The organism is Pseudoalteromonas sp. P1-30 (assembly GCF_001400005.1).
Taxonomy (GTDB): Bacteria; Pseudomonadota; Gammaproteobacteria; order Enterobacterales; family Alteromonadaceae; genus Pseudoalteromonas; species Pseudoalteromonas atlantica.
In genome coordinates this window covers 1,026,681-1,052,225 of sequence record NZ_LKBC01000002.1, presented here as the reverse complement: position 1 = coordinate 1,052,225, position 25,545 = coordinate 1,026,681, and the positions used below count along the sequence as shown (strand labels likewise).

Here is a 25,545-nt window from a genome sequence, read left to right as displayed (position 1 = left end):
AGTAACCACACTTCATAGGCTCTGCCTTGCCTAAAAACCAAACATACTACTGCAAATTCAACCATCAAAGATCAACACGCCCTAGCATTACCATACGCTACAAAGAGCTAAATAGTTCTTTTAGCCGTAGGGCGTTTACCTTGTTATATAAAAACAAGGTAAACGCATTATTTGCTATGCTGCGGTTACTAACGGTTTTATTGCTCAGGCTCAAGGCGTTTAATTCCTTGTCCGTCAATGCCTAAGTAAATATAGCCATCACTGCCTTGTGCTAAGCTGCGGACGCGGCCTATCCCTTCTAAAATTTTATATTGCTTTGAAACACCTTTGTTAGATATTTCCAGTGCACTTAAAAACGAAAATTTCATAGACGATAGCAAAAGCTTGCCTTTTAATTGCGGGTACTTATCGCTGCTAACCAATAACATGTCAGAAGGGGCAATGGAGGGGGTCCAATGCAGTACGGGCGATTGCATGCCGTCTTTTTCTTGTATGTCGGTAAACGACGTATCGCTGTAATTAACCCCATAACTAACCACCGGCCAGCCATAATTAGCGCCCGCTTTAATTATGTTTAGTTCATCGCCGCCGCGTGGGCCGTGTTCGTGAGACCATAAAATATTATTTTGGTTATCAAACCACATGCCTTGCGGGTTACGGTGTCCGTAAGACCAAATAGCGTGTTTAACGCTTTTTTGATTTACAAACGGGTTATCTTTAGGAATACGGCCATCATCGTGTAAGCGATAAATTTTACCACCATCACGGGTTAAGTCTTGTGGGTTTTTATCGCGCGAGCCGCGATCGCCAATCGAAAAGTAAACATACCCTTGGTTATCAAACACAATACGGCTTCCGTAGTGCTGGCCTTTTGTGCTGTTATGCTCACCTTTGTATAGTAATTGTGTGCTTAAAAGTTCAGTGCGATCGTCACTAAGCTTGGCGCGCATTAGGGCTGTATTACTGCCACTTTTAGCGCCTTGGGTACTTGAGTAAGTTATGTAAAGCCATTGGTTATCGTTTGCGTCGCTATGTAGGGCTAAATCAAGTAAACCGCCTTGCCCGTTGGCATCAATTTGTGGCAAACCCGAGAGCTTAGTTAAGTTAGATGAGTTTTTAGGCAGTAAATAAAGTGTGCCGCTTCGCTCGGTTATAAGTAAATCACCGTTACTTAACGGCTCGATAGCCCAGGGGATAGTTACCCCTTTTGCCACACTGACGGCCTTTACATTGAGCGGTAATACATCAAGGGTTTTGTAATCTACAGCTGCCACTGGCATTGAAACGAGTACAGCTATAAACGCCGTTGATAATGTTTTAGCAATCGTTTTTGTTGGTAAAAACACAGTTGTTGTCCTGTCCAATAAATAAGCAAGTAATACCTACATTAGCATGCTGCTGATGATTTTGCTAAATGTAGCGCTTTAATAAAAACTATATATATTTCAATCATAAAGAGTTTTCCCGCAGTGCTGTATGGCTGGTTTTAATATTTTAAACAGCTATTTATTACACCTTAATTGAGGCTTTAGTGCAGCGCTTTAAATTAGTGAGCTGCGTAAAAATTGCGCTAAAAAACTGAATATTTACTCTAATACTATTGAAATTAATTTTTTTGGGCGTACACTTGTGCGCTGAAGTTTGAGCGTACACATGTAAGTTCAAATTCAATATTTAATATCCAAGAGATTAATAGTGATGATTACTAAAGTATTAGACCAATTTTCGAAGTGGTTTTTACACCATCAAAGCTTTGCAGGCTACATTGAGCCCATAATGCAAATGGTTAAGCCTGCGTGGCGTGCTGGTCTTTATAGAGCAAAAATAGAAGAGCTGACGCAGCACAATGGTGATTTTTTAAGTATTACCTTAAAGCCTACTCAGCACTGGCAGGCACACAATGCTGGCCAACATATTAGTTTAACGGTAGAAATAAACGGGCGTTTATTAACTCGTGTTTTTACGGTTGCCTCAAGCCCTGAGCAATTTAAAACTACGGGCTTGGTGCGTTTATTAATTAAAACTAATGAGCAAGGGCGTTTTACAAGCCTTTTAAGCAGTGCTTTACGAGTCGGTGAGTGGTGCAATATTTCAGCGCCTAGTGGCGACTTTGTTTATAAAAACACCCAAAACAATGCAACGTTTATAGCGGGCGGCTCGGGTATTACACCTATGCTTGCCATGATTAGTGAGCATTTAAAACATACCACACAAAAAGTATCGCTGATTTATTATGCCAAAGCCGCTGCACACCAATGTGTAGACGAGCTAAGCGCATTAGCAAACCAGTTTTCGCATTTTTCGTTTTTACTGCTCACACGCGAGCAATCAGATGATATTACTCGCCATGTAAATGTATGGGAAAACCCAGACATATACTGCTGTGGGCCTGCAAACTTTATGAAAACGGTGTGTGACTTTGCTAAAAAACACCATTTAAATTACTACCAGGAGGCATTTGGTTTAACGCTGCCAAGCCAAAATGACGACAGCCTGTTTAACGTACAGATTAATAGCAGCGCTCATGTCGTAAATGCTAATAACGCATTGTTAGCACAGTTTGAAGCAAAACAATTACCGGTTAAACGCGGGTGTGGCATTGGTATTTGCCACCAGTGCCAGTGCATTAAAAAGTCAGGCGTGGTGCGTAATTTAAAAACTGGTGAGTTGAGTGATAACGGCGAGCAGTTAATTCAACTGTGTGTAAGTCAACCTGTTAGCGACTTGGAGTTACAGCTATGAAAAACATAAACTTTGATCAGTTAGCCCACGATTTAGATAGCATAAAAATGGATACGCTAGGCAAAGTAGGGCAACAAGATGCAAACTACATTCGCTCGGTTGTTAAAAAGCAGCGGCTATGTGAGTGGAGTGGCCGTATTTTACTTATGCTGGGCTTTATTCAGCCACTTTTATGGGTTGCGGGTGTACTGTTATTAGCGCTGGCAAAAATTTTAGACAACATGGAAATTGGCCACAATGTTATGCACGGCCAATACGATTGGATGAACGACAAGCAGCTTAACTCGCAACATTTTGAGTGGGACATAGCGTGTGATGGGCAAAGCTGGCATCGCGTACATAACTTTGAACACCACACCTATACTAATATTATTGGTAAAGACAGAGACTTTGGTTATGGTTTATTGCGTTTAAGCAATGATTTTAAATGGCGTTTAAAAAATGTATGGCAGTTTATTACGTATATTAATTTAAGTGTGCTGTTTCAGTGGGGGGTGTCTTATCACGAGCTGGCAGCGGAACGCGTGTTTATTGGTAAAAAGAAAGAAAACCGCGAAGGGGGTGTATCGCATTCTACCCTAAAACAGCGCTTTTTTAGTAAAGGTGCGCGCCAATTAATAAAAGATTATGTGATATTTCCTTTACTGGCAGGCCCTTTGTTTTTATGGGTATTAGCAGGCAACTTACTGGCAAATTTAATCCGTAATTTATGGACCTCAACAATTATTTTTTGTGGCCACTTTACCGAGGACACCGAAACCTTTAAACAAGAGGACTGCATTAACGAAACGCAAGGGCAGTGGTACTATCGCCAAGTTTTAGGCTCATCAAATATTAAAGGCCCGCATTGGTTTCATGTTTTAACTGGGCATTTAAGTTGCCAAATTGAGCATCACTTATTTCCAGATATGCCCTCCTCACGCTATCAAGAAGTGGCCCCGCAAGTGCAAGCCGTTATGCAAAAACACGGTATTGATTATCATACAGGTGGTTTTTTTAAACAGTATAGCTCGGTATTAAAACGTATTATTAGGTACTCGTTTAAATAAATAATGTGCCTTTAAAAAGCCGATTAATGAAGGTGCATTAATCGGCTTTTTTGTATGTGCTTAACAATATGGCCAATTTATAAACAGCAGTTGCAAAAAATTCTTTTTGATAATTAAAAAAGCCTCAGTTTTGCTATGGTTAAATGATGCATGAATGTCATACAATGGAGAAAAATAGACCACACAAGAGAGATTAAAATGGCCGCATTCGGTACCGTGTTTATGCCGCAGATGATTCAAGCTCGTTTTTCTGATAACCAATGGAGCGAAAGCTCAATCGTCCCTTCCGATAAACTTGAACTTCATGCGGGCGCGCACGTCCTTCATTATTCAAGCACGTGTTTTGAAGGCTTAAAAGCATTTCGCCACGAAGATGGCTCTATTTATATTTTTAGAATAGATGCAAACATTGCGCGTATGCAGCAAAGCTCTGCGTTGTTAAGCTTACCAAGCTTTGACGGTCAAATGCTAAAAGACATGATTATCGAGATTGTTAAAGAGTATGCTGATGAAACGCCATTACCACCAGGCTCTATGTACATTCGCCCAACTCACATAGGAACAGAGGCTGCTATTGGTAAAGCGGCTGCGCCGTCAATGAGCTCGTTGTTATATACACTTTTATCGCCAGTTGGCGATTACTTTACCGGCGGCGCTACTGCACTGCGTGTATTACTTGAAGAAGATGGCATGCGCTGTGCCCCGCACATGGGCATGGTAAAAAGTGGCGGTAACTACGCCAGTGCACTTGCACCAATTAGCGCAGCACGCGAAAAATACCAAGCCGATCAAATCTTGTTTTGCCCTGGCGGCGACGTACAAGAAACAGGTGCTGCTAACTTTATTCTTATTGACGGTAACGAAATTATTACCAAAGCGCTTGATAGCACGTTTTTACATGGCGTAACCCGTAATAGCATTTTAACCATTGCAAAAGATTTAGGCATGACAGTAAGCGAGCGTAACTTTAGCGTTACCGAGCTTTTAGAGCGTGCTGCAAAGCCAGGCACAGAAGCTGCACTTTCAGGCACTGCTGCGGTGTTAACGCCGGTAGGCACGTTTATTCATAACGATAAAGAATACAAAGTAGGCAGTGGCGAGCCAGGCCCTACAACAGCGCGATTACGCCAAGCATTGAACGATATTCAATGGGGTAAAAGTGAAGACAAACACGGCTGGTTAACTAAAATCTAATTGATTTGAGCAGTTCGCAGTAAAAAGCCACCGACTAGGTGGCTTTTGTGTTTTTGAGTACATTCTGAAATGGTTAGCGCTTAAAACTTCATTTCTATTTTGCCATACACGTAACGGCCATTAAATCCGTAGGGCGAAAAGCTCGAATAAGCAAACAAGCGAGAAAAAGTAGAGACTTCTGCTACATTTTCGCGGGTAGGATCTGGGTATACATCAAAAATGTTATTGGCACCTAAACTAAGCGTTAGGTTATCGGTAGCGGCATAGGCTACATCTAAATCAGTGATCCACTTAGGCTTTAATACCTCGTTTAGCTCAGGCGTTGATGAAGGGTCTTGGGTTTCACCATAACGCGTAGTTCTAAGTGTGGTACGCAGCGCATGATGGGTCCATGTAGCACTTAAATTGTATTTATTGCGCGGGGTGCTTACTTCAAAGCGGCGCAGCTCTGTACCTGAGAACAAGTTGTCTTGATCAAACCCAGCGCCTTGCAGCTCAGCGGGCGGGTCAATAATATCAGTGACTTCATTTTTGCCGTAGTTATAGCCTAAGTTAAAGGCAATATCGCCATAGCCATCGGTGATTAAGTTGTACGAGGCAACCACATCAACACCACGCGTTTTACTATCTATAGCGTTTAAGAAAAAGCGGCCTTGGTTAGCGCCCGTACCTGCTAGTAACTCTTCTATTGCTGCGCCCGATAAATTGTTAGATAAAACAATACGGTCATCAATTAGTATTTGATAGTAATCAACCGATAAGCTGAAATTAAAATCGGTAGACCAAGTAAAGCCAACCCCGTAGTTAGTGGCTTCTTCGGCATCAAGGCCCGGTGAGCCAAGCGCTTTGGCTACATCGCTGCTTGGTGCAAAGGTGCCGGTTTCGGTCGGAACGCTATCAACAAATACGGTAGCAACCGAGGTAAAATATTGCTGTTGCAATGAAGGTGCTCTAAACCCTGTTGAGGCTGAAGCGCGTATGGCTAAATCTTCGGTTAACGAATAGCGCGTTGCAATTTTGCCGTTAAGTGTATCGCCAAAATCTGAGTAATCCTCGTAACGGGCTGCCACAGCTATATTCCAATCATCTGTCAGGTAGGTTTCTAAGTCTATGTAAAAGCTTACATTATGGCGGCTGTTGTCACCTTCTGATTCGGGGGTAAAGCCTGGAAATACTTGCGCACCTGCTGCACCAAATGGGCCATCTTCGCCTGTGACTACGCCACCTGGGCCAAATGAGCCTTGTGCGTATGAGGCTTCTTCGCCAGCTTCTATTTGATAGCCTTCTGTGCGGTACTCAGCCCCAATGGCAACACTTACCGCGCTTTCTAAAAAGCTGACATCCACTTCGCGGCTTAAATCAACATTTAAAGTAAGTTGATCGTATGTCAGCGTACCGGCATCAAAGCGTGTTTGGCTAGTGGGGCCGTATGAGGTATTTAAACTATTGGTTACACCAAATTCAAACGCATCTTCGCCATACACAGCCGATACATCGTAGTTCCAATCACTTATAAAGCCTTTAACACCTAACGCGAGTGAGTAGTCGTTTATATCTGAGGTGATCACAGGTAAAAAACCGTCGGGGTATATTTCTACTATATTACGGCTATCGCTTGCGCGTCTATAAAAACCAGCGCCTTCACCCTCACGTTTAGAGTAAGAGCCAAATGAATACAAATCTGCATCGTTTGTTAATTGATAACCTGCATTATAAAAAACCGATAGGTCTTCTACATCCCCATTACCAAAGTTATGGTTATAGCGGTTAACTGTAAACTCGCGGGGGTCGAGCGAGCCATCTTCTAATCGGTCGTAGTTTTCGCGTTGATCGTAATCGGCACGGTTAGTTGAGTGGCGGTCGCGGTATTCAGTCGAAATGTTTAAAAAGCCATTATCACCAAGCTCTAAACCAATATTACCTTGCAAAGTAAGCGTTTGCCCATCGGTTAAAGAGCGATCGCCGCCTTCGGTAAATGCTAGGTTGCCATCGCTACCCTCAGATACCGATTCAAGCTGAGGTACACCATCCATCTCGGTGACATTTGCCCCATAAATAGCCGCAAAGGAGCCGCCGCTGCTTGCGCTTTTAAGTACAATGTTAATCACACCCGCTATAGCATCAGAGCCGTATTGCGCCGCAGCGCCATCGCGTAAAACTTCAATGCGTTCAATAGCATTAGCTGGTATTGCATTTAAATCTACAGAAGATGAGCCACGCCCCGTTGAGCCATTTAAATTAAGCAGTGCGCTACTATGACGACGCTTCCCATTAACCAGCACTAAGGTATGATCGGGTGCTAAACCACGAAGTTGTGCAGGGCGTACATGGTCGCTGCCATCAGTAAGCGATGCCTGTGGAAAGTTAAAACTTGGTAACAAATTGCTCAGTAGTGCGTTTGTTTCCGTAAGGCCTGAACTGGTAAGCGCCTCAGCGCCAATAATATCAATAGGTACGGCGCTGTCTTCAACTGTGCGCCCTAAACGGCGTGAGCCAATTACGCTAATTTGCTCTATATCTTCTTGTACTTGAGGTGTTTGCTGTGCCGCGTGTGCAGTAAACGCACCAAATAGCGAAAGCGATGCACCCACAGCCACTGCTGTACTCACTTTTAAGTTATTTAACCTAAACGGAAGGCTTTTATTCATGTTGTTAATCCTCATCTGATCACCCATTGATTTAAAGTTTTTGTTTTTATAGCTGCTACTTTTTAATGGAGCTGCTTTGAGAACATAAACCGCATTAACAAAATGAGTCAATTGAATAACATTCAATTAAAATTAAAGGGTATATAGTTACAAGGTTTAATTAACAAGACTAAATGAGGTAAAAGCTATAAATAGGCAGGAGTTTGTAAGTAACTGATGGAGCTTAAAATAATTGCCAACCATGAAGTTTACTTTTAGTTAACAGGTAAGAGCAGTGTGTACGCCTTTAATAATGGCTGTTACTCAGTGTTTTTTTAAATTAAGTGTATAGCCCACCTTTTGTATGTTAAATAAATTAACATATAAAGAGCAGGTTATTTAAGCTGAAATTTGTATAGCGTTTAAAAAGGTTGCCAGTGATTTTTATAATAAAATAATATAAAAATTAAAATTTTATTTTACCGATAAGTATATCTTTAAACATGACCCAATCTCCCCATAAGCTATAAAGGGGGTGCTTAAATGTAGCGGGGCGGTTTTTTTCAAAAAAGAAATGCCCAATCCAAGCAAATCCGTAGCCAATAACCGGTAATAACCACAGCAAGCTATATTGCTGCTTGATCAATGCAATAAAGATGACTGCAAGTACTAGCGTGCTGCCAATAAAGTGAAGCCTTCTGCAGGTTACATTGCGGTGCTCTTTTAAGTAATACGGGTAAAACGCTTTAAAGGAGTTAAAAGTGTGTGGTGTGTTCATAGTCAATGCTCTTATTTTTATAGTTTATTAAATATACAAGGGCCTGCTAAATTTTGCAGGAAAAATTTTTGCAAACAAGAGGTTATTTAACTGCGGCGCAAGGTTTGTAACCTAGTGGGCTCGATAACGCCTCCTGCGCACGCCTATTTATTTGCAATAACCCCTTACACAGGCTCTTCCTTTAACCAAACGCTTAGCAAGATGTGCTCGTGGCTTTTATTGTACTGGTGAGAATAAACGCTGATAGGTTTTATAGGCGTACTCATCGCTCATGCCGCTTAGGTAGTCGCATATTATGCGCATGCCTTGGTTTTGTTTTTCAGCGTCTAGATAAAGTGCTTGCGTTGTTTCGGGTAATAAACGCAGAGGGTCACTGGCAAAAGCGGTAAATAATTCAATCAGTAAGTTTTGACCTTTAAACTCTATTTGCTGCATTTCGGGGTCGCGTATTAAGCGATTAAATACAAAATGCTTAAGTATTTGTAAAACGCGCTCGTACTGTGGGTCTAGCTTTGCAGTGTACTTTAAAATAGGGCACTCAAAATCACCATGCTGAACATCTAAATGAATATGAATAATAAACATATTTACCAGCTCGCCTATGGCATCTTTACGCTCAAAATCGTTTTTTGAAAATAAGCGTTGGGTAAGCGAGTCTAATTTAGTGTTTAACCAATCGTAATTAAGCGCGTTTAAGTGGGGTAATGCGTGTGTTTGCCAATCATCTAATGTGAGTACTTTAGTGGCTATGGCATCTTCTAGGTCGTGCACTGCATATGCTATGTCATCGGCATGTTCCATTATGGCGCTATCTAACGATTTATAACGGGTTTTTGCACGGTACTGATCTATTGGTGTATGGCTAGTTAATAGCGCTTTGTCGTTGTCGCTTAAAGGGGCAATGATCCATTTAAATATTTGTGCATCGTCTTTGTATAAGCCTTTAGCGGGGCGCCAATCATCTGCTTTTATAAATGAGCGTGCGTTATTTACCGTCGGAATGGTGTGCCATAAATCGTCTATAAATGCGGGGTATTTAATAAAGCCAAGCAAAGTGCGGCGCGTTAGGTTCATGCCGTGGCCGTTAGAGTATGGCTCAAGTTTAGCGACTATACGCAATGTTTGTGCGTTGCCTTCAAATCCACCGTGCTCACGCATCATATAATTTAAGGCAATTTCGCCGCCATGGCCAAACGGGGGATGGCCTATATCGTGGGCTAAACATAAGGTTTCTAATAAACTGGTAGAGGGGAAGTGTTCAAAATCGCTGTGCTGTGCTTTTAAATGCCGCAATATGCCGGTACCAATTTGCGATACCTCCAAAGAATGCGTTAAGCGTGTGCGATAAAAGTCGTTTAAGCCTATCCCCATAATTTGGGTTTTTGCTTGTAAGCGCCTAAAAGCTGCAGCATGAATTATACGAGAGCGGTCTACCTGCCAGGGGGAGCGATTATCATTAGGGCGATTTTTATACTGTTCTATTATTCGGCTTTGCCATTGCTTATCCATACTGCTTACTCACAAAACGTTGTTATACACGGTATAAGCTCAGTATACCCATGCCCTAATAAATTGCGAATGAACAAGTACATAACCTTAGCTGGTGGATAATATATTTATCGCAAGCAGCCACTTTAGCATTTTTTAGCAAAGCGTGGCCCTTAAAGGGTTACACACAGGGTGTTATTCGCGTTTATATAGTGGCTTAGGTATAATGGGGTTTCGTATGTGTGTGTATTACCCATGCATAATTGTTGTTTGAAAGAGAGACTACATGCTAAAAACCATTTTAAAGCTGTTACTAAGCGTATTTTTTTTATGGGCGCTTGCATATCCGTTTATGCAAAGTAATGAGCAAGAGGTTGAAGAACAAACCACAGGTGAACAACCTAAAACAGTAAAGAAAAAAGAAAAACCCCTGCACAATGTTATCTTACCTAAATTTTCTGAATTTGCTGATGTAAAAGAGAAAAAACAGGCATTTTTTGATTTTATTCGCCCACATGTTGAGGCTGAAAATAAAAAAATATTACAGCAACGCGCTAAGTTAGAAATTGCGCGTATGATGCTTGAATACAACGAACCGCTCGAGAAAAAACAACAGCGCGACATCGTTAATATTTTAAAAGCCTATGGCTTACCTGAAACAGTAAACACTCTAATTTTAAGCCAAGCGCTGCGCCGTGTTGATATTATTCCTAAAGAGCTTGCGCTAATGCAAGCGGCGAATGAGTCGGCGTGGGGTACATCGCGCTTTGCACGCATAGGGCTTAACTTTTTTGGCCAATGGTGTTATTCAAAAGGGTGCGGTATGGTGCCAAGACGCCGCAATAGTGGAGCGGCGCACGAAGTTGCTGCATTTAAGTCGGTACGCGCGGCAGTAAGCTCGTATTTTAGAAATATAAACACGCATAATGCCTACAAAGATTTACGCCTGATACGCGAAGATTTACGACAACAGCAAAAGCCCATTGCGGCAACGGCACTAACGCATGGTTTAATGTCGTACTCAGAGCGCGGCGAGGCCTACATAGAAGAGCTAAACACCATGATTAACCAAAACAGAGCTTACTTTGATGAATAAAAAACGACTCATAAATATTAACGCCATACTCATTTTATTAAGTTTGGCGGCAAGTACCGTCAATGCCAAAGAGTTTGTTATGTCGTACGATGGCTTTTACGACAGATTAAAAGTGGTTAACAAGGGCGACTTTCAGTATGCACGAGTTAACTTTTACATTAGCGATATTGCCACAAACGAGGCATGTGCTATTAAAAGCGGCACAATTTTAACTGAAAATAACGAATACCCGCTTAATTTTACCGATAAAGCACAGTTACTTTTACCGTTTGATAAGCAGCTCGATACGGATAAAGCCGTTATTGTTGTGGAGCCACAAAACCCTGAGCACGATTGTCAGTTAAAACTGCAAATTGAGGCCAGCGAGTTCGAAGGGCTTAGCTTAACTAAAGATTCGTTGTACACAATTAATAACGAGTTAGATGAACTTTTAACAGATTTATCGGGCTTTTTTGTTAGTAAACTCATGTGGTTTTTATTGCCTGAGCAAAAAGGCGTTGCTGTGACATTTAAAGAGCCTGTGACCTTTAATAACCCACATATACAGTGCGAAAAATCAATCTGCTACTTTGCTGTACAGGATAACTGGGAAGATGACGTAAATCTGCTCGGTGATATAGAAAACGTAATTAAAGTAACCCCCTGGATAGCAAAATAAGTTACTGGGGGTTAATAAAAACGGCGCTTAATATAGCGCCGTTTTTTTATGCGTTTTTTTATGCGTTTTTTTATGCGTTATTTTGGCAGTGCTTGTGTTGAATCACGTTTTATAAGGGTGGGTTCAAACACGCGGTTTATGTGTAAGTTTTTATACTGATACACATCTTGTAGCACCATTTTTGCAGCCATTTCACCCATTTCTTCTACTGGGTTATCTATGGTGGTAAGTGTAGGGTAAAGATAATTGGCAAATATAACGTTATCAAAGCCAATCACCGACAAATCGTTTGGTAAATTAAAGCCATGCTCACGGGCGTATTTCATAGCACCTGATGCCATTTCATCGTTGGCACACACTAAAGCACTAAACGGAATACGCGTGTTGAGTAGTTTTTCAAGGCCTTTGCTGCCACCAATTTCGTTAAAATCACCTTCGTAAAACAGCGCCTCATTAAAGGGGATGTTTTTTTCGTGCAGCGCTTTTTTATGTCCTTTTAAACGGTTTCTGGCATCGGCTTTAACTTGCGGCCCCGCAATATAAGCTATATTTGTGTGGCCTTGTTCAACAATATATTTACTGGCTAAGTAGCCGCCGAGTTCGTTATCTAGGCTAATGCAGTTACTTTCAAGTGAATGTACGTATCGGTTAATAAGGTAAATAGGGGTTTTACCTTTACTTAGCTCAATTAGGTAGTCATCACTGACTGACTCTACATGTAAAATTAGCGCATCGCATTTGCGGCTAATTAAAAATTCAATGCCGTCTTTTTCTTTATCGTCTTCACTGTGACCGGTGGTAATAATAACGTGCTTACCCGCGGCGCGCAGGGCTGACTCGATGCCCGCCATCATTTGAGCAAAGAAAGGACCATGAAGCTCTGAGACCAAAATACCCACGCTGTTGGTTCTGTTTGAGGCAAGCGATTGCGCAATAGAGTTGGGCTTATAGCCCAGCTGCTGCATTGCATCGAGTACTTTTTTAGTGGTTTTTTCACTTACGCGGGTGTTTTTATTCATTACCCGTGACACTGTAGCTAACGATACGCCAGCAAGCTCCGACACTTCATAAATTGTGGCCATGTTATTGTTAACTCACTTATATCCTTTATTTTGGCGGGCAAATAATACCGTACCCACCAAATGTTAACTAGCACTAGTTTTTAGCGATGCCTGTATAGAGGCTAACTGTGCGTTATTGAGCGTGTATTTACGCATAATAAAAGCAACAAACAAAGAGCCAAACGCCGGTATAATAGTAAACGATAATAAAATACCCTGTTGCGTATCAAGGCTCTGCATTGTTTGCGCTTGGTAATTATAAAAAGACAGCAGCCAGCCTGCAATTGCACCGCCTAACGCCACACCCATTTTTATAAAAAATATAACGCCCGAATACACAAGGCCAGTAATTCTTACCCCAGTTTTGTGGTGCCCGTAGTCTATGGTGTCGGCCATTTTTGCCCACAGTAGCGGGGTGGCCATATCTAAAAAAAACTTCCACAAAATAAAGGCAGCAAATGCCAAGGTAATGTTATCAGGGGAGATAAAATAGCTCGCAATACATATGCCCGCAGCGATTAACTGCAAACTAATATAGGCTTTTATTTTACAAAATCGCTTAGCCAACGGCTGAGCACACGCACACCCAACCATACTGGCAACCACTCCTAGGGTCATAAAGGAGGTAATTAAATCTTCTTGCCCTAAATAGTATTTAACGTAATAAACACCTAAGGTTAAACGTAATACTTGGCCAGTGAGTAAAAATAGCGCGGCCGCGCATAGGACTCGCCATTGATCGTTTTTAATCAAGGTTTTTAAGCTTTTAAACAACGACAGGTTTTGCTCAGGCGGTTGCTCTACACGCTCTTTGGTACCAAAAAAACACAGTAAAAATAACACTAAGCCAAGCAAGCTCATTGCCGTCATGGTGTATTGGTACCCTTTTGCATTATCGCCTTGGCCAAAGTATTCAACCATTGGCATTGTACAGCCCGCAACAATAACGCCGCCTAACATACCAAACACAAAACGATACGATTGCACGCTAACACGCTCTTTTACATCGTTAGTGAGCACGCCACCTAATGCGCAATAAGGAATATTTATGGCGGTATACGCCACCATAAGCAAGGTGTAGGTAGTAAAGGCGTAAATAATTTTATCAGTGCCTTCAAGCTCTGGCGTGGTAAAAGCTAAAATACTAATAAGCGCAAAGGGCAGGGCAAGCCACAATAAATAGGGCCTAAAATGGCCAAAGCGCGACTGGGTTTTATCGGCTAAGTTGCCCATCACTGGGTCGGTGATGGCATCAAACAATCTAACCACTAAAAACATGGTGCCTACCACCGCTGGAGAAAGCCCTACTACATCTGTGTAGTAAAGCATTAAAAACATCATAACTGTTTGAAAAATAATATTACTTGCCGTATCGCCAAGGCCATAGGCTATTTTTTCTTTTACACTTATCATGATGTTAGGTTCTCGCTTTTTGATTTTTATTTATGCGATTAATTGAATAGCTTTTATTGGCTATTTACGGCTTTGTATCAAGCTTTTATAAGCTTGGCCACTGGCTTTTATAGTACGTTGCTGAGTTTTATAATCAACGTAAACAATACCAAAGCGTTTTAAGTAGCCCTCGGCCCATTCAAAATTATCCATTAAGCTCCACGCAAAGTAACCAATAATATTAACCCCTTGCGCTGTGGCATCGTGCACGGCATTTAAGTGGCTATGATAATAGTTTACGCGATCTACATCATTTACCTCGCCATTTTTAATGGTGTCGGGCATAGCCGCGCCGTTCTCGGTAATATAAATAGGCGGTAAGGTGTAGGTGTTGTTAAGCGTTACAAGTAAATCGGTAAACGACTGCGGGTAAATTTCCCAGCCCATGTCGGTTAAAGGCCTTTGTGGTGCAAGTGGCTCGTATATATCGCTAGGATGCGCTTTGTATACTTGGCGCGTATAAAAATTAATGCCTAAGTAATCAATAGATTGTGAAATAATGTCCATATCGCCTGGGTGGATTTCAGGCTGCTGATTGCTAGGAAGCTGTTTTATAATTTCTGGGTATTGGCCATCCATTATTGGTTTCATATACCATTGATTTAAATAATCATCGGCGTAACGAGCTGCGTTTATATCCTCTGCTGACTGCGTTAATGGGTAGCAAGGTGTAAAATTAAGCACAATACCATTTTGAGTATTAGGCGAGGTGTGTTTTAACACATCCATTGCCAAACCATGGGCAAGCAATAAATGGTGCGCTGCTTTTTTACCGTACTCTTTGCCCACTAAACCTGGGGCATGTATGCCTACTTCGTAGCCTAAAAAGGCACTGCAAAATGGCTCATTTAGGGTCGCGTACGAAAATACTCGCTCGCCAAATGCTTGGCTAATAAGCTTTACATACCGAGCAAATTCATAAGCTGTGTCGCGATTTAACCAGCCGCCTTTATCTTCTAAATGTTGAGGTAAATCCCAGTGATATAGCGTTACAAACGCTTTAATGTTGCGCTTATTAAGCTCATCAAGAATATTAGTATAAAACTTTACGCCCTCAGGGTTTAGCTCACCCGATAAGGTAATAACTCGCGGCCAAGAGATAGAAAGTCGATACGCATCTACGCCAAGCGAGTCTATTAATTCAATATCGTTTTGCCACTGATTGTAATGATCGCAGGCAACATGCCCATTTGAGCTGTCGGCTATTTTGTTGGGTGTATCGCAAAAGGTATCCCATATACAGGGTAGGCGATGCTCATACCCGCCTTCAATTTGAAATGATGCCGTAGCCACACCATAAACAAAGTTTTTTGTTAATAGAGGTGAATGAGATGGTAACGATAATTTTGTCATTAGTAACAAACCTTTTTAAACCTTAAATGCATAAATAGCCACTGTATTTACTGCGATGAAGCGTAAGGGCGCGTTTATAAAAAAATAAAACTTGTTGAAATATGTTACATGTTCGTATTTAATTACACGTGAAAGCGCTTACATTTTTAGATTAGTGTTAATTGATACGAAGGTCAACTCTTTAATGTTGCTGGGTTACACGGCAATTTTTAATAACGACTTTTGCATTAATTTATAATAATAAATTGCGGAGAGCCCATGGCCAGTTCAGCACCACTGACGACACACACACAGTCGCAAAACTACCAAGATAAAAACTATGGTTTTGCATTAACATCTTTAACTACTTTATTTTTTATGTGGGGATTTATTACCTGCTTAAACGATATTTTAATCCCGCATTTAAAAGCGGTGTTTAACCTAACTTATGTTCAGGCAATGCTGGTTCAGTTTTGTTTTTTTGGCGCTTATTTTTTAATGTCACTGCCAAGTGGCTATATAGTTAAAAAATTAGGGTATAAAAAAGGCATTGTAGTGGGGTTACTTATAGCGGCATGTGGTTGTGTACTTTTTTACCCAGCCGCGGCGCTACATAATTACCCGGTATTTTTGTTTGCTTTATTTGTTCTGGCAAGCGGTATTACCTTATTGCAGGTTTCTGCGAACCCTTATGTAAGTTTATTGGGCGCCCCTAAAACAGCGTCTTCTCGCCTTACCTTAACGCAAGCATTTAATGCGCTAGGCACGACGGTTGCCCCTACATTTGGTGCATTTTTGATTCTTGACTCTGCCTCTGAAGCGTTTTTAACACCGGCACAAAATGCAGAGTCGGTACAACTTCCTTATTTACTATTAGCAGGCATGCTTATTTTACTAGCCGGTATTTTTGCATGGCTTAAATTGCCAGACATAATGAATGAGCAAAAAGAAGCCGCTGAAAAGTCAGAGACAATTGAAGGTAGTGCATGGCAATACCGCCACCTAACACTCGGTGCTGTGGGTATATTTATGTATGTAGGTGCAGAGGTTGCGATTGGCAGTTTTTTAGTTAGCTTTTTAGCACAAGAAAATATTGCCGGTTTAAAAGAGCATGTTGCCGCTCACTACATCACATATTATTTTGGCGGAGCTATGGTGGGGCGTTTTATTGGTGCAGCGGTAATGCAAAAATTACCCGCTGGTAAAGTACTTGGCTTTAACGCAAGTATGGCTATTATTTTGGTGGTTATTGCCATGAGCACGTCGGGTCAATTAGCAATGTGGTCAATACTACTGGTTGGTTTATTCAATTCTATTATGTTCCCAACTATTTTTAGTTTAGCGTTAAATGGCCTGGGTAAGCATACCGCGCAGGGCTCTGGTATTTTGTGCTTGGCGATTGTAGGGGGTGCAATAGTGCCTCTTTTACAAGGTGCACTTGCTGATAGTGTGGGTGTTCAACTTTCGTATGTTTTACCTATTTTTTGTTACTTATTTATCGCGTTTTATGGTTTAAGCGGAAGCAAACCAGTTCAAGCTCAGGAGACTCTATAATGAAAACCCTTTTTTCACTTAATAAAATAGCACGTGCCTCATTAATTGCATCACTAGGCATTTTAGCGGCTTGTTCAAATGACGCGACCACCACTCCTGAAGCTAATAATGCGTTGTCTAAAACAGAGAAAATTTGGCCAAAACTTAATATTGCCGTAAAACAAGACCCAAAAATTGAAGCCAAAATAGCAGATTATTTAAAAACGATGACACTTGAGCAAAAAGTAGCTCAAATGATTCAACCAGAAATTCGTGATATTACCGTTGAAGACATGCGCAAATATGGCTTTGGCTCATATCTAAATGGAGGCGGTGCGTTTCCTAATGGTGATAAACACGCAACGCCAATGGACTGGGTAAAACTGGCTGAAGATTTTTATCAGGCGTCGGTAGATGATTCTATCGATGGCAGTAAAATACCCACAATGTGGGGCACTGATGCGGTACATGGTCACAATAATGTAATTGGCGCGACCTTATTTCCGCATAATATTGGTTTAGGTGCGGCAAACAACCCTGCATTGATTGAGCAAATAGCAGCTATCACTGCGGTTGAAGTAATGGCAACGGGTATTGATTGGGTATTTGCACCTACAGTGGCAGTTGTGCGTGACGACCGCTGGGGCAGAACCTATGAAGGTTATTCAGAAGATCCTCAAATAGTACGTGATTATTCAGCCGCAATTGTAAATGGTTTACAGGGCAAGGCCGATGGCGATTTTTTAAGTGATAAACGTGTTATTAGTACCGTTAAGCACTTTTTAGGTGATGGCGGCACAGTCGATGGCGATGACCAAGGTAATAATATCGACAGTGAGCAAGATTTGTTTGATATACATGCCCAAGGTTATGTAGGTGGCTTATCGGCGGGAAGTCAGTCGGTTATGGCATCGTTTAATAGCTGGCATGGGGTTAAAAACCACGGCAATAAATACCTGTTAACCGATGTGCTTAAAACCCGCATGGGCTTTGATGGTTTTGTTGTAGGAGATTGGAACGGCCACGGCCAAATTGAAGGCTGTACAAACGAAAGCTGTGCACAGGCTGTTAACGCGGGACTTGATATTTTTATGGTGCCAACGGGCGCTTGGAAGCCGCTGTACGAAAACACCATAGCGCAAGTCAAAGCTGGCGAAATCAGCATGTCGCGCATTGATGATGCAGTAAGTAGAATTTTACGCGTTAAATTGCGTGCCGGTTTATTTGATAAACCAAGTCCGGCTAAGCGTCAGTTTTCGGGTAAAACTGAGCTAATTGGTGCGCAGCAGCACCGCGAAGTTGCGCGTCAGGCAGTACGCGAATCACTTGTTTTACTTAAAAACAAAAACAATATTTTGCCTCTTGAAGCTAACCAAACTGTACTTATTGCCGGCGATGGAGCCGATAATATAGGTAAACAGTCGGGTGGCTGGAGTATTACTTGGCAAGGGACAAATAACAAAAATGCTGATTTTCCTGGTGCCACGTCTATTTACGCAGGTCTTGAAAAACAAATTACTGAGGCGGGTGGTCGTGCCATTTTAAGTGTGGATGGCTCATATGAGCAGCGCCCAGATGTAGCTGTTGTGGTATTTGGTGAGGAGCCTTATGCAGAAGGCCATGGCGATAGAGATAACCTTGAATTTGAGCGTGGTAATAAAAAATCGCTCGCGTTATTAAAGTCGTTAAAAGAGCAGGGTATTACGGTTGTATCGGTATTTATTTCGGGTCGCCCTATGTGGGTTAACAGTGAATTAAATGCCTCAGATGCATTTGTTGCAGCATGGCTGCCAGGTGCAGAGGGCGGCGGTATTGCCGATGTTATTTTAAAAGCTAAAGATGGCAGTATTCAACATGACTTTAGCGGCAAGCTTTCGTTTTCATGGCCTAAAACAGCAGTACAAGCAACGGTTAATAAAGGCGATGACGATTACAGCCCATTATTACCGTACGGCTTTGGTTTAACTTATGGCGATAAAAATGTATTGGCTGATAATTTAGACGAAGACTCTAAATTAGATAGCTCAGCACTCACTAGTATGGATATTTTAGTTGGCGCACCGGTTGCTCCGTGGCGTTTATTACTTAAATCTGGAGATGAGCTATTAGATGTATCAAGCAGTACTCATCAACTGGGTGCACTTAAATACCGTACTGAGGATAAAACAGTTCAAGAAGACGCGCGCCAATTTAATTTTAGTGGCGAGCAAAAGGCAAGTGCTGAAATAGTCACAAGCTTTGCAGAAGATACCATTACGTATTTAGAGGCTAATGGCGTTATTAGTTTTGATATTAAACTCAATGAGCCACTAACCGATGACGTAAACCTTGCTATGACTTGTTCAGGTGAGTGTGGTGGTGCGATTGCCTTGAGTAAAATGGTTGATCAATCAATCAAAAATAAATGGCAGTCGGTGTCGGTAGACTTACGTTGTTTTGCTAACCAAGGCGTAGACTTTGCAAGCCTTACAAGCCCGTTTAGTTTACATGCAAGCAGTAAAACCTCAGTGTCGGTAGCAAACATTCAGTTTGTGCCTAATAAGGCAGACTCTGCTGGGCTTAAATGTCAGTAATCATTTTGTTTTAGTGTGTATGTCAAAGCCCTTCAATTGAAGGGCTTTTTTTATGTGCAAACCGGTTTGTTCTTTATAAAAGGGTTTTGTGCAGATTCATATATAACTTTGTCGCGTCCTGTGGTTTTAGCAATATACAAGCGCTTATCTGCCGCACTAAGTAGCGATTTGAAAGAGCTTGTTTGAGTATCGCTGCATGCCACTCCTGCGCTTATTCTTAAATAAATGGTGTTGCCGTAATAGCTAAAAGGCTTGTTTTTAATGTTTTTTCTGAGGGTGTTTGCCGCGCACTGTGCCTCATTTAAAGTGCAGTGGCTAAGTAAAATTGCAAACTCTTCGCCGCCAACACGTGCGGTAACTGCGCTGTTAGAAAAAAGCGCTGCAATATGCTGCGAAACCCATTTAATTGCCTCATCACCTGCATCGTGTCCGTATTCATCGTTAACGCGCTTAAAAAAGTCTATATCGACCATAATAATGCTAAGGGGATGCTCGGCATTATTTTTATTAAATAACGTATTGGCCACTGCATTTAAACCGCGTTTATTTAATAGCTGGGTTAATGGGTCGCGATTAGCAAGGGAGTTGAGCGTATGCTCTGTATTGGCAAACACTAAAAAAGGCAGCAATAGGGCGGCGCTAGTGGCAAGTATTAAGTGTACAGCCAAAGTAAATTGCAAAACAGAGGCAAAATTAAAGTTGAGCGCAGTAAAAAATGGCAACAGTAATAAAGCTCCCTGTATTAGCATAACGAGTGCATGCAGTAATAGGCAAAGCAATAGCATACGTTGCTGTAATTTTGCTATAAAGCGGGTGCTTAAAACAATATACGAGGCATACAAAAATAACCCTGCCACAGTTAAACTAACCAATACTTGCTCTGCTGCAGTGTTGTAAACTACGAGTAAAAAAACCGCAGCCACGATGAGTAAATAGCTAACTTGCCTGCATATGCTTTTATTTAAAGGGCTGAGTGCTTTTAATCCCATAATTAAAAAAAGTGGGCAAGCAATAATAAATAAACTGGCAAAGTAATGGGTAATAAACGGCCATGCAATGATCACGCGTAAGCTTGCGCATAGTATGGCGAATGTAAAGGTGGTACAAGCTAGGCCAAAATATAAAAAACTAGTTTGTTTTTTATATTGATAAATAGAGATAAAATACAGCCCAATTATAAGGTTTAAAATAAAAGAAAGGCTTATAACGGTTGGTAAGTGCAGCATAGAAAGGTTCTTTTATTATAAAACGACTATTTTAATGGAGACTAGATACTAAAGCTTATATTAATTACAGTAACCTAGCTTAAAGTAGTATTTTTATAACCTTTAGTAGGTGTATCTATGCTGAATACACCTACTTTATTAAACTTCTCAGAGCCGAATCTATATCCGTAAAATGAAAACGGTAATTATGCGCTAACGCTTTTTTGGGTATTACATATTGCCCAGTAGTGAGCAAATCAGACATTTCACCCATTAACACTTTTAATACAGGGCTTGGCATGGTTAGCCCCGCAGGGCGAGACAATGCTTTACCTAAACTTTTGCTAAATACTTTATTGCTAACAGGGGTGGGTGCAGTGGCGTTAATTGGCCCGCAAAGCGACGTGTGTTTTATAATAAATAAAATCAGTTGAATCATGTCATCAATATGAATCCACGACATACCTTGCTCCCCATCACCAATAGGGCCACCTGCAAAAAATTTAAACGCAGGAAGCATTTTACTTAAAGCGCCGCCGTTTTTGCTAAGTACAATTCCCGTGCGTAATAAGCATACCCGTGTTTTATCACTTTGCGCTTTTAGTGCCGCGTGCTCCCACTCTTTACATAGCTGATGGCTAAATTCATCATTTACATCGTCGGTGTCTTCATCTACAGGAGTATCGCCTTGGCGGCCATAATAGCCAATGGCACTACCAGATATAAATGTCGCAGGGGGCGTGCTGCAATTTAAGATAGCATCGCTGATTTGCGTGGTAAGGTTTATTCTGCTGTTTTTAATTGTTTGTTTTTGTGCCTGCGTCCAGCGTTTGTTGACGATAGGTTCGCCGGCTAAATTAATCACAGTATCAACATGGTTAAAATTAACCTCATCAACCGTGCTTACTACATCAATATTATGACCAAGCAATACATGGGCTTTGGTTTTATTTCGGCTCAGTACGGTTACTTTATGATGATGTAGCAAAAAAGGCGTTAAGTGTTTACCTATTAGGCCTGTAGCGCCTGTAAAAAAAATATGCATAAAAATCTTACCAATTTTAAGTGTACGATTTGTTTAAAATGTATACTATTTAAACTATCTTAATGCAAATTATTACGTTAACTAAAAAACAACGATCACTTTGTAAATATTTCATTTAATTAGTTTTTGCCTTACACTAAAGCGAATTTCATAAGAAAAGGATTGGCGCGTTGGCAAGTTTAACTGGCGTAAATAAAAGCTTAATAATATTTGCAGCCCTGGTGGTTGTATTAGCCGGTATTAAGGCCGCAAGTGTTATTATTATTCCCTTTATTTTGGCGGCGTTTATTGCCATTGTATGCAACCCGCTGATCACATTTTTTGGTCGCTATCGGATCCCTAAAGGGGTTTCTGTGGTTATTGTGGTGCTTATCATTGTGGGCTTAGGTGTAAGCTTAGGCGGCCTTGTAGGACAATCAGTTAACGACTTTTCTCAGCAACTTCCTGAATATAAAGCCCAGTTACAAGAAGAGTTTGTGTGGCTGGTCGATCTTGCATCGCAATACAATATCTTAATCGATAGAGATCAAATTCTCTCTATGTTTGACCCAGGTAAAATGGTAGATGTAGCCACGAATATGCTTACCGGCTTAGGTGGCGTAATGGCAAACATGTTTTTAATAATTTTAACTGTGGTGTTTATGCTTTTTGAAGGGCCTGCATTAAGCAAAAAAATTCATATGGCACTTGCCGACCCAGACAGAAAAATGGAGCAAATTGACCGCTTTTTGGTTTCTATTAATTCGTATTTAGCAATTAAAACATTAGTGAGTTTAGCCACCGGTATTATTGCAGCATTTTATTTATGGATTTTAGATGTTGACTACTTTGTGCTGTGGGGCGTGTTGGCCTTTATGTTTAATTATATTCCTAATATAGGTTCTATTATTGCCGCAGTACCAGCCGTATTGTTAGCACTGATCACACAAGGACCATTAACAGCCGGGCTTGTAGGTGCAGGGTATTTAATTATTAATACGGTAATGGGTAACATTGTAGAGCCTAAATTTATGGGTAAAGGGCTTGGGCTTTCTACCTTGGTGGTGTTTTTGTCGTTAATATTTTGGGGTTGGTTATTAGGCACTGTAGGCATGTTGCTATCGGTACCGCTTACCATGATTGTTAAAATAGCCCTAGAGGCAAGTGATGAAGGGCGCTGGGTTGCCACGCTACTTGGTACTGGAGAGTCGATAGACGATAAATAATATCAATTGGTTTTAATAGCTTAAAATTGCGTATTTGATTAAATAATTGATACAAAAAAAGCGATTAATACACAGTATTAATCGCTTTTTTATGGGTGTTAATCCCCGTTTAAAGTGGCTTTTTAAGCACTTGAGTAAACTGTTCAATAAGTGCAAGTTCACATAATTTGTAATCAATAGCGGCTTGGCTGGCATTTGGCAGTTTTAATATGTAGCGCCATTGGCAGCTTGCTTCAATATACTTTTGGTGGTTGTCGACGCTGCGCTTAAACAACATGAGTATTTGCGTATTTCCGCTTTGCTCTTCTAATTTAGTGAGTTCATATTTACGTTTTTGAACCCAAGTACCCTGATTGTACTTAGCCTGATTTATTTGAGTGTCTAAACACTGCGTATAGCGTTTAGTTTGGCTTGGCGTTGCGTTTTGCTCAAGCGTACACTGTGCTTGCGCACTGACATTAGCGCTTAGTGCTAATAGGCTCGCAAGTGTGATTAAAAGGCTATTTTTTATCATTGTAATTAAACTCTAAAATAAATTGTGCGCCGCCCAAGGTGTCCGACTTATTAATCGTTAAGTGACCGTTATAAGATTTAACCAAGTCCGAGACTATCGCCATACCAACACCGTGGCCGCTTTCGTAAGTATCAAGGCGGGTACCACGGGTTAATAAAGACTCGCGTTTATCCTCGGGTACACCGGGTCCATCGTCACTAATGCCAATGCACAGTGTTTTACTTTGAATAACTTGTATTTCTACTTGCGAGCGACACGCTTTACAGGCGTTATCAATTAAATTACCCAGTAATTCCATTAAATCTGTTTGGTCACCTAAAAAGTAATCTTTATCGGTCACACTGCAATTAAATATAATGTCTTTATCGCGGTATACCTTGGCCATTGCACTTAAAATAGAATCAACCACAGGTTTAACTGGGGTTTGTTTTTTCCATGTATCTGAGGCGCCAGTAGCTGCACGCTTTAACTGATGCTCGATCATCACATTTATTCTATCAAGTTGCTCTTGGGCATCGGCATCATTAGCAAGCGGGCTTGATTTTAATACCGCAAGGGGCGTTTTTAATGCATGTGCTAGGTCACTTAAAGAGGCTCTGTAGCGCTCTTTTTGACGTTGCTGCGACTCTAGTAATAAGTTTAGGTCTGATTTAATTGTTTGCAGCTCTACAGGGTATAAGCCTTTAATTTCTTGAATATCGCCCGACTCAATGGCTTTTATTTCTTTATCAAGACGTTGTAACGGCCGGCCGCTCCAAATAAATCCAATTGCCATTAAACCGGCAATCGCAATACCCATTATAAACATCCAATCGACTAGGGTTTGTTTAAAGCCATCCATTAACCTTAGCAATGCATCGTTTCGTTTGAGTAATATAAAACGTGCCTGCTCAGATTGGTCAATATTATTTAAAATGACCGTTAGGCTTAATTGCCAGTAAACTGCATTGTTGTAAACCACACGTCTAAAGTCGGCCGCACCTGCTTTAGGCTCTATGTACTCGGGTTTAAAGTTTACGTTTACAGCCGACTCTGAGTGCCAAACAGGTACATCATCGCGGTAAATCATGGCGTAGGTATCTGAATTTAAGTTATTAAGCTCAGGCGTTAAAATTGTGCTGGGCATAATAATGCCGCGCTCAGTAAAGTCGACTTCAGAAATAAGGGAGTATAAGTGGGCTTCTAGATTTTTTTCGGTGGTTTCGACTAATGAGGCGTAATACGCTTTACCAATCGAGTAAAACAAAATAGGCAGTGCCACCAATAAAACAAAGACAAGGATAAATCCTTGCCTTATTTTAAGCGATATTTGCGATGCTACCACTGACTTTTAAGCCTGTAACCACGCCCACGTAGTGTTTCTACTGGGTTTAATGTGCCTTCAGGGTCTAATTTTTTACGCAGACGAAGTACAAATACTTCGATAACGTTAGAATCAAGATCGAAATCTTGGTCGTAAATGTGCTCAGTAAGTTCTGATTTAGAAATTACTTTTTGCGGGTTAACCATTAAATACTCAAGTACTTTGTACTCATAAGCCGTAAGGCTAAGTTCTTTGTCGTTAACCCAAACTTGTTGCGAGCGAGTGTGAATTTTAATTGGACCCGCTGTCATTTCTGGGTTTGCTTTACCCGCACTGCGGCGAATAAGTGCGTTACAACGCGCAATTAATTCTTCAACATGAAACGGCTTGGTTAAGTAGTCGTCGGCGCCTGCATCTAGGCCTTCAACTTTGTCTTGCCAGCGGTCGCGCGCCGTTAAGATTAAAATAGGGATCGTCACGCCTTGTGCACGTGCTTTATTGATTAGCTCAATACCGTCAATTTTTGGTAAGCCTAAATCAACCACCGCCATATCTAGCGGGTACTCTGTAATATGGAATAGGCCAGCTTCGCCATCGTGACATAAATCAACACTGTAACGTTCTTTCTCTAAAGCATTACGTAGGTTGTCTGCTAAGTGTAAATCATCTTCTATAACTAAAATTCGCATT

Annotated in this window: 20 protein-coding genes; 8 read left to right on the top strand and 12 right to left on the bottom strand. The window is 41.2% G+C overall.

Annotation, left to right across the window (positions count from 1 at the left end; genetic code table 11):
- Positions 1–197 precede the first annotated feature (197 nt).
- A complete protein-coding gene (locus tag AN395_RS08190) occupies positions 198–1,280 on the bottom strand; it encodes a PQQ-dependent sugar dehydrogenase (protein WP_235576560.1) in 1,083 nt (360 codons plus the stop codon).
- 418 nt (positions 1,281–1,698) lie between these two features.
- Between AN395_RS08190 and AN395_RS08185 the strand changes: the two genes are divergently transcribed.
- From AN395_RS08185 to AN395_RS08175, 3 genes are all read left to right on the top strand, one after another.
- Positions 1,699–2,742 (top strand): flavin reductase family protein, encoded by a 1,044-nt coding sequence (locus AN395_RS08185; RefSeq protein WP_054982653.1) that lies wholly within the window; start codon positions 1,699–1,701, stop codon positions 2,740–2,742.
- Positions 2,739–3,791 (top strand): acyl-CoA desaturase, encoded by a 1,053-nt coding sequence (locus AN395_RS08180; protein WP_054982652.1) that lies wholly within the window; start codon positions 2,739–2,741, stop codon positions 3,789–3,791. The genes AN395_RS08185 and AN395_RS08180 overlap by 4 nt, the downstream gene beginning before the upstream one ends.
- 150 nt (positions 3,792–3,941) lie before the next feature.
- A complete protein-coding gene (locus AN395_RS08175) occupies positions 3,942–4,985 on the top strand; it encodes a branched-chain amino acid aminotransferase (protein ID WP_083901793.1) in 1,044 nt (347 codons plus the stop codon).
- Positions 4,986–5,065: 80 nt separating this feature from the next.
- Here AN395_RS08175 and AN395_RS08170 read toward each other — a convergent pair whose 3' ends face one another.
- The 3 genes from AN395_RS08170 to AN395_RS08160 all read right to left on the bottom strand — a co-directional run bounded on the left by AN395_RS08170 (position 5,066) and on the right by AN395_RS08160 (position 9,899).
- On the bottom strand, positions 5,066–7,633 hold the full coding sequence (locus AN395_RS08170) for a TonB-dependent siderophore receptor (protein WP_054982651.1): 2,568 nt from the start codon (positions 7,631–7,633) through the stop codon (positions 5,066–5,068).
- A gap of 445 nt (positions 7,634–8,078) precedes the next feature.
- On the bottom strand, positions 8,079–8,390 hold the full coding sequence (locus tag AN395_RS08165) for an Mpo1-like protein (protein ID WP_024033431.1): 312 nt from the start codon (positions 8,388–8,390) through the stop codon (positions 8,079–8,081).
- Positions 8,391–8,606: 216 nt separating this feature from the next.
- Positions 8,607–9,899 (bottom strand): anti-phage deoxyguanosine triphosphatase, encoded by a 1,293-nt coding sequence (locus AN395_RS08160; RefSeq protein ID WP_054982650.1) that lies wholly within the window; start codon positions 9,897–9,899, stop codon positions 8,607–8,609.
- A gap of 265 nt (positions 9,900–10,164) precedes the next feature.
- On the opposite strand from AN395_RS08160, the gene AN395_RS08155 reads away from it, so the two are divergent.
- Both AN395_RS08155 and AN395_RS08150 read left to right on the top strand, forming a co-directional pair.
- Positions 10,165–10,974: a glucosaminidase domain-containing protein gene (locus AN395_RS08155; RefSeq protein ID WP_054982649.1), complete on the top strand. Its 810-nt coding sequence runs from the start codon at positions 10,165–10,167 to the stop codon at positions 10,972–10,974.
- Positions 10,967–11,632, top strand: a complete 666-nt coding sequence (locus tag AN395_RS08150) for a DUF2987 domain-containing protein (RefSeq protein ID WP_054982648.1) — start codon at positions 10,967–10,969, stop codon at positions 11,630–11,632. The genes AN395_RS08155 and AN395_RS08150 overlap by 8 nt, the downstream gene beginning before the upstream one ends.
- Positions 11,633–11,709: 77 nt before the next feature.
- Here the strand turns inward: AN395_RS08150 and AN395_RS08145 are convergent, their stop codons facing one another.
- The 3 genes from AN395_RS08145 to AN395_RS08135 form a co-directional block, all read right to left on the bottom strand.
- Entirely contained in the window at positions 11,710–12,714 is a 1,005-nt protein-coding gene (locus AN395_RS08145; protein ID WP_054982647.1) for a LacI family DNA-binding transcriptional regulator, read from the bottom strand.
- A 63-nt stretch (positions 12,715–12,777) separates the two neighbouring features.
- The gene (locus tag AN395_RS08140; protein ID WP_054982646.1) at positions 12,778–14,106 is read right to left on the bottom strand and encodes a glycoside-pentoside-hexuronide (GPH):cation symporter; all 1,329 of its coding nucleotides are present in this window, start codon (positions 14,104–14,106) and stop codon (positions 12,778–12,780) included.
- 60 nt (positions 14,107–14,166) lie between these two features.
- A complete protein-coding gene (locus AN395_RS08135; RefSeq protein WP_054982645.1) occupies positions 14,167–15,498 on the bottom strand; it encodes a GH1 family beta-glucosidase in 1,332 nt (443 codons plus the stop codon).
- Positions 15,499–15,756: 258 nt separating this feature from the next.
- Here AN395_RS08135 and AN395_RS08130 point away from each other — a divergent pair, with 258 nt between their 5' ends.
- Entirely contained in the window at positions 15,757–17,031 is a 1,275-nt protein-coding gene (locus AN395_RS08130) for a sugar MFS transporter (protein ID WP_024033438.1), read from the top strand.
- The gene (locus AN395_RS08125) at positions 17,031–19,583 is read left to right on the top strand and encodes an exo 1,3/1,4-beta-D-glucan glucohydrolase (protein WP_054982644.1); all 2,553 of its coding nucleotides are present in this window, start codon (positions 17,031–17,033) and stop codon (positions 19,581–19,583) included. Before AN395_RS08130 ends, AN395_RS08125 begins: the two co-directional genes overlap by 1 nt.
- A gap of 50 nt (positions 19,584–19,633) precedes the next feature.
- Here AN395_RS08125 and AN395_RS08120 read toward each other — a convergent pair whose 3' ends face one another.
- Together AN395_RS08120 and AN395_RS08115 are read right to left on the bottom strand one after the other, a co-directional pair.
- Complete coding sequence (locus tag AN395_RS08120; protein ID WP_054982643.1) at positions 19,634–20,809, bottom strand: GGDEF domain-containing protein; 1,176 nt, start codon at positions 20,807–20,809, stop codon at positions 19,634–19,636.
- A 130-nt stretch (positions 20,810–20,939) separates the two neighbouring features.
- On the bottom strand, positions 20,940–21,833 hold the full coding sequence (locus tag AN395_RS08115) for a TIGR01777 family oxidoreductase (protein ID WP_054982642.1): 894 nt from the start codon (positions 21,831–21,833) through the stop codon (positions 20,940–20,942).
- A 170-nt stretch (positions 21,834–22,003) separates the two neighbouring features.
- Between AN395_RS08115 and AN395_RS08110 the strand changes: the two genes are divergently transcribed.
- Positions 22,004–23,038, top strand: a complete 1,035-nt coding sequence (locus tag AN395_RS08110) for an AI-2E family transporter (protein WP_024033443.1) — start codon at positions 22,004–22,006, stop codon at positions 23,036–23,038.
- A gap of 109 nt (positions 23,039–23,147) precedes the next feature.
- Here AN395_RS08110 and AN395_RS08105 read toward each other — a convergent pair whose 3' ends face one another.
- The 3 genes from AN395_RS08105 to AN395_RS08095 are packed head-to-tail and all read right to left on the bottom strand — an operon-like array spanning position 23,148 to position 25,544.
- Positions 23,148–23,552, bottom strand: coding sequence for a hypothetical protein (locus AN395_RS08105; RefSeq protein ID WP_029772701.1), 405 nt, complete (start codon positions 23,550–23,552; stop codon positions 23,148–23,150).
- Entirely contained in the window at positions 23,539–24,876 is a 1,338-nt protein-coding gene (locus tag AN395_RS08100) for an ATP-binding protein (RefSeq protein ID WP_054982641.1), read from the bottom strand. Before AN395_RS08100 ends, AN395_RS08105 begins: the two co-directional genes overlap by 14 nt.
- Entirely contained in the window at positions 24,870–25,544 is a 675-nt protein-coding gene (locus tag AN395_RS08095) for a response regulator transcription factor (protein ID WP_004586804.1), read from the bottom strand. Before AN395_RS08095 ends, AN395_RS08100 begins: the two co-directional genes overlap by 7 nt.
- Position 25,545 lies beyond the last annotated feature (1 nt).

Coding starts and splice junctions, on each gene's coding strand:
- AN395_RS08170 (WP_054982651.1), bottom strand. CDS start 7,633: ATGAATAAAAGCCTTCCGTTTAGGTTAAATAACTTAAAAGTGAGTACA.
- AN395_RS08160 (WP_054982650.1), bottom strand. CDS start 9,899: ATGGATAAGCAATGGCAAAGCCGAATAATAGAACAGTATAAAAATCGC.
- AN395_RS08135 (WP_054982645.1), bottom strand. CDS start 15,498: ATGACAAAATTATCGTTACCATCTCATTCACCTCTATTAACAAAAAAC.
- AN395_RS08115 (WP_054982642.1), bottom strand. CDS start 21,833: ATGCATATTTTTTTTACAGGCGCTACAGGCCTAATAGGTAAACACTTA.
- AN395_RS08180 (WP_054982652.1), top strand. CDS start 2,739: ATGAAAAACATAAACTTTGATCAGTTAGCCCACGATTTAGATAGCATA.
- AN395_RS08175 (WP_083901793.1), top strand. CDS start 3,942: ATGAATGTCATACAATGGAGAAAAATAGACCACACAAGAGAGATTAAA.
- AN395_RS08165 (WP_024033431.1), bottom strand. CDS start 8,390: ATGAACACACCACACACTTTTAACTCCTTTAAAGCGTTTTACCCGTAT.
- AN395_RS08155 (WP_054982649.1), top strand. CDS start 10,165: ATGCTAAAAACCATTTTAAAGCTGTTACTAAGCGTATTTTTTTTATGG.
- AN395_RS08095 (WP_004586804.1), bottom strand. CDS start 25,544: ATGCGAATTTTAGTTATAGAAGATGATTTACACTTAGCAGACAACCTA.
- AN395_RS08130 (WP_024033438.1), top strand. CDS start 15,757: ATGGCCAGTTCAGCACCACTGACGACACACACACAGTCGCAAAACTAC.
- AN395_RS08120 (WP_054982643.1), bottom strand. CDS start 20,809: ATGCTGCACTTACCAACCGTTATAAGCCTTTCTTTTATTTTAAACCTT.
- AN395_RS08190 (WP_235576560.1), bottom strand. CDS start 1,280: ATGCCAGTGGCAGCTGTAGATTACAAAACCCTTGATGTATTACCGCTC.
- AN395_RS08105 (WP_029772701.1), bottom strand. CDS start 23,552: ATGATAAAAAATAGCCTTTTAATCACACTTGCGAGCCTATTAGCACTA.
- AN395_RS08145 (WP_054982647.1), bottom strand. CDS start 12,714: ATGGCCACAATTTATGAAGTGTCGGAGCTTGCTGGCGTATCGTTAGCT.
- AN395_RS08140 (WP_054982646.1), bottom strand. CDS start 14,106: ATGATAAGTGTAAAAGAAAAAATAGCCTATGGCCTTGGCGATACGGCA.
- AN395_RS08185 (WP_054982653.1), top strand. CDS start 1,699: ATGATTACTAAAGTATTAGACCAATTTTCGAAGTGGTTTTTACACCAT.
- AN395_RS08150 (WP_054982648.1), top strand. CDS start 10,967: ATGAATAAAAAACGACTCATAAATATTAACGCCATACTCATTTTATTA.
- AN395_RS08125 (WP_054982644.1), top strand. CDS start 17,031: ATGAAAACCCTTTTTTCACTTAATAAAATAGCACGTGCCTCATTAATT.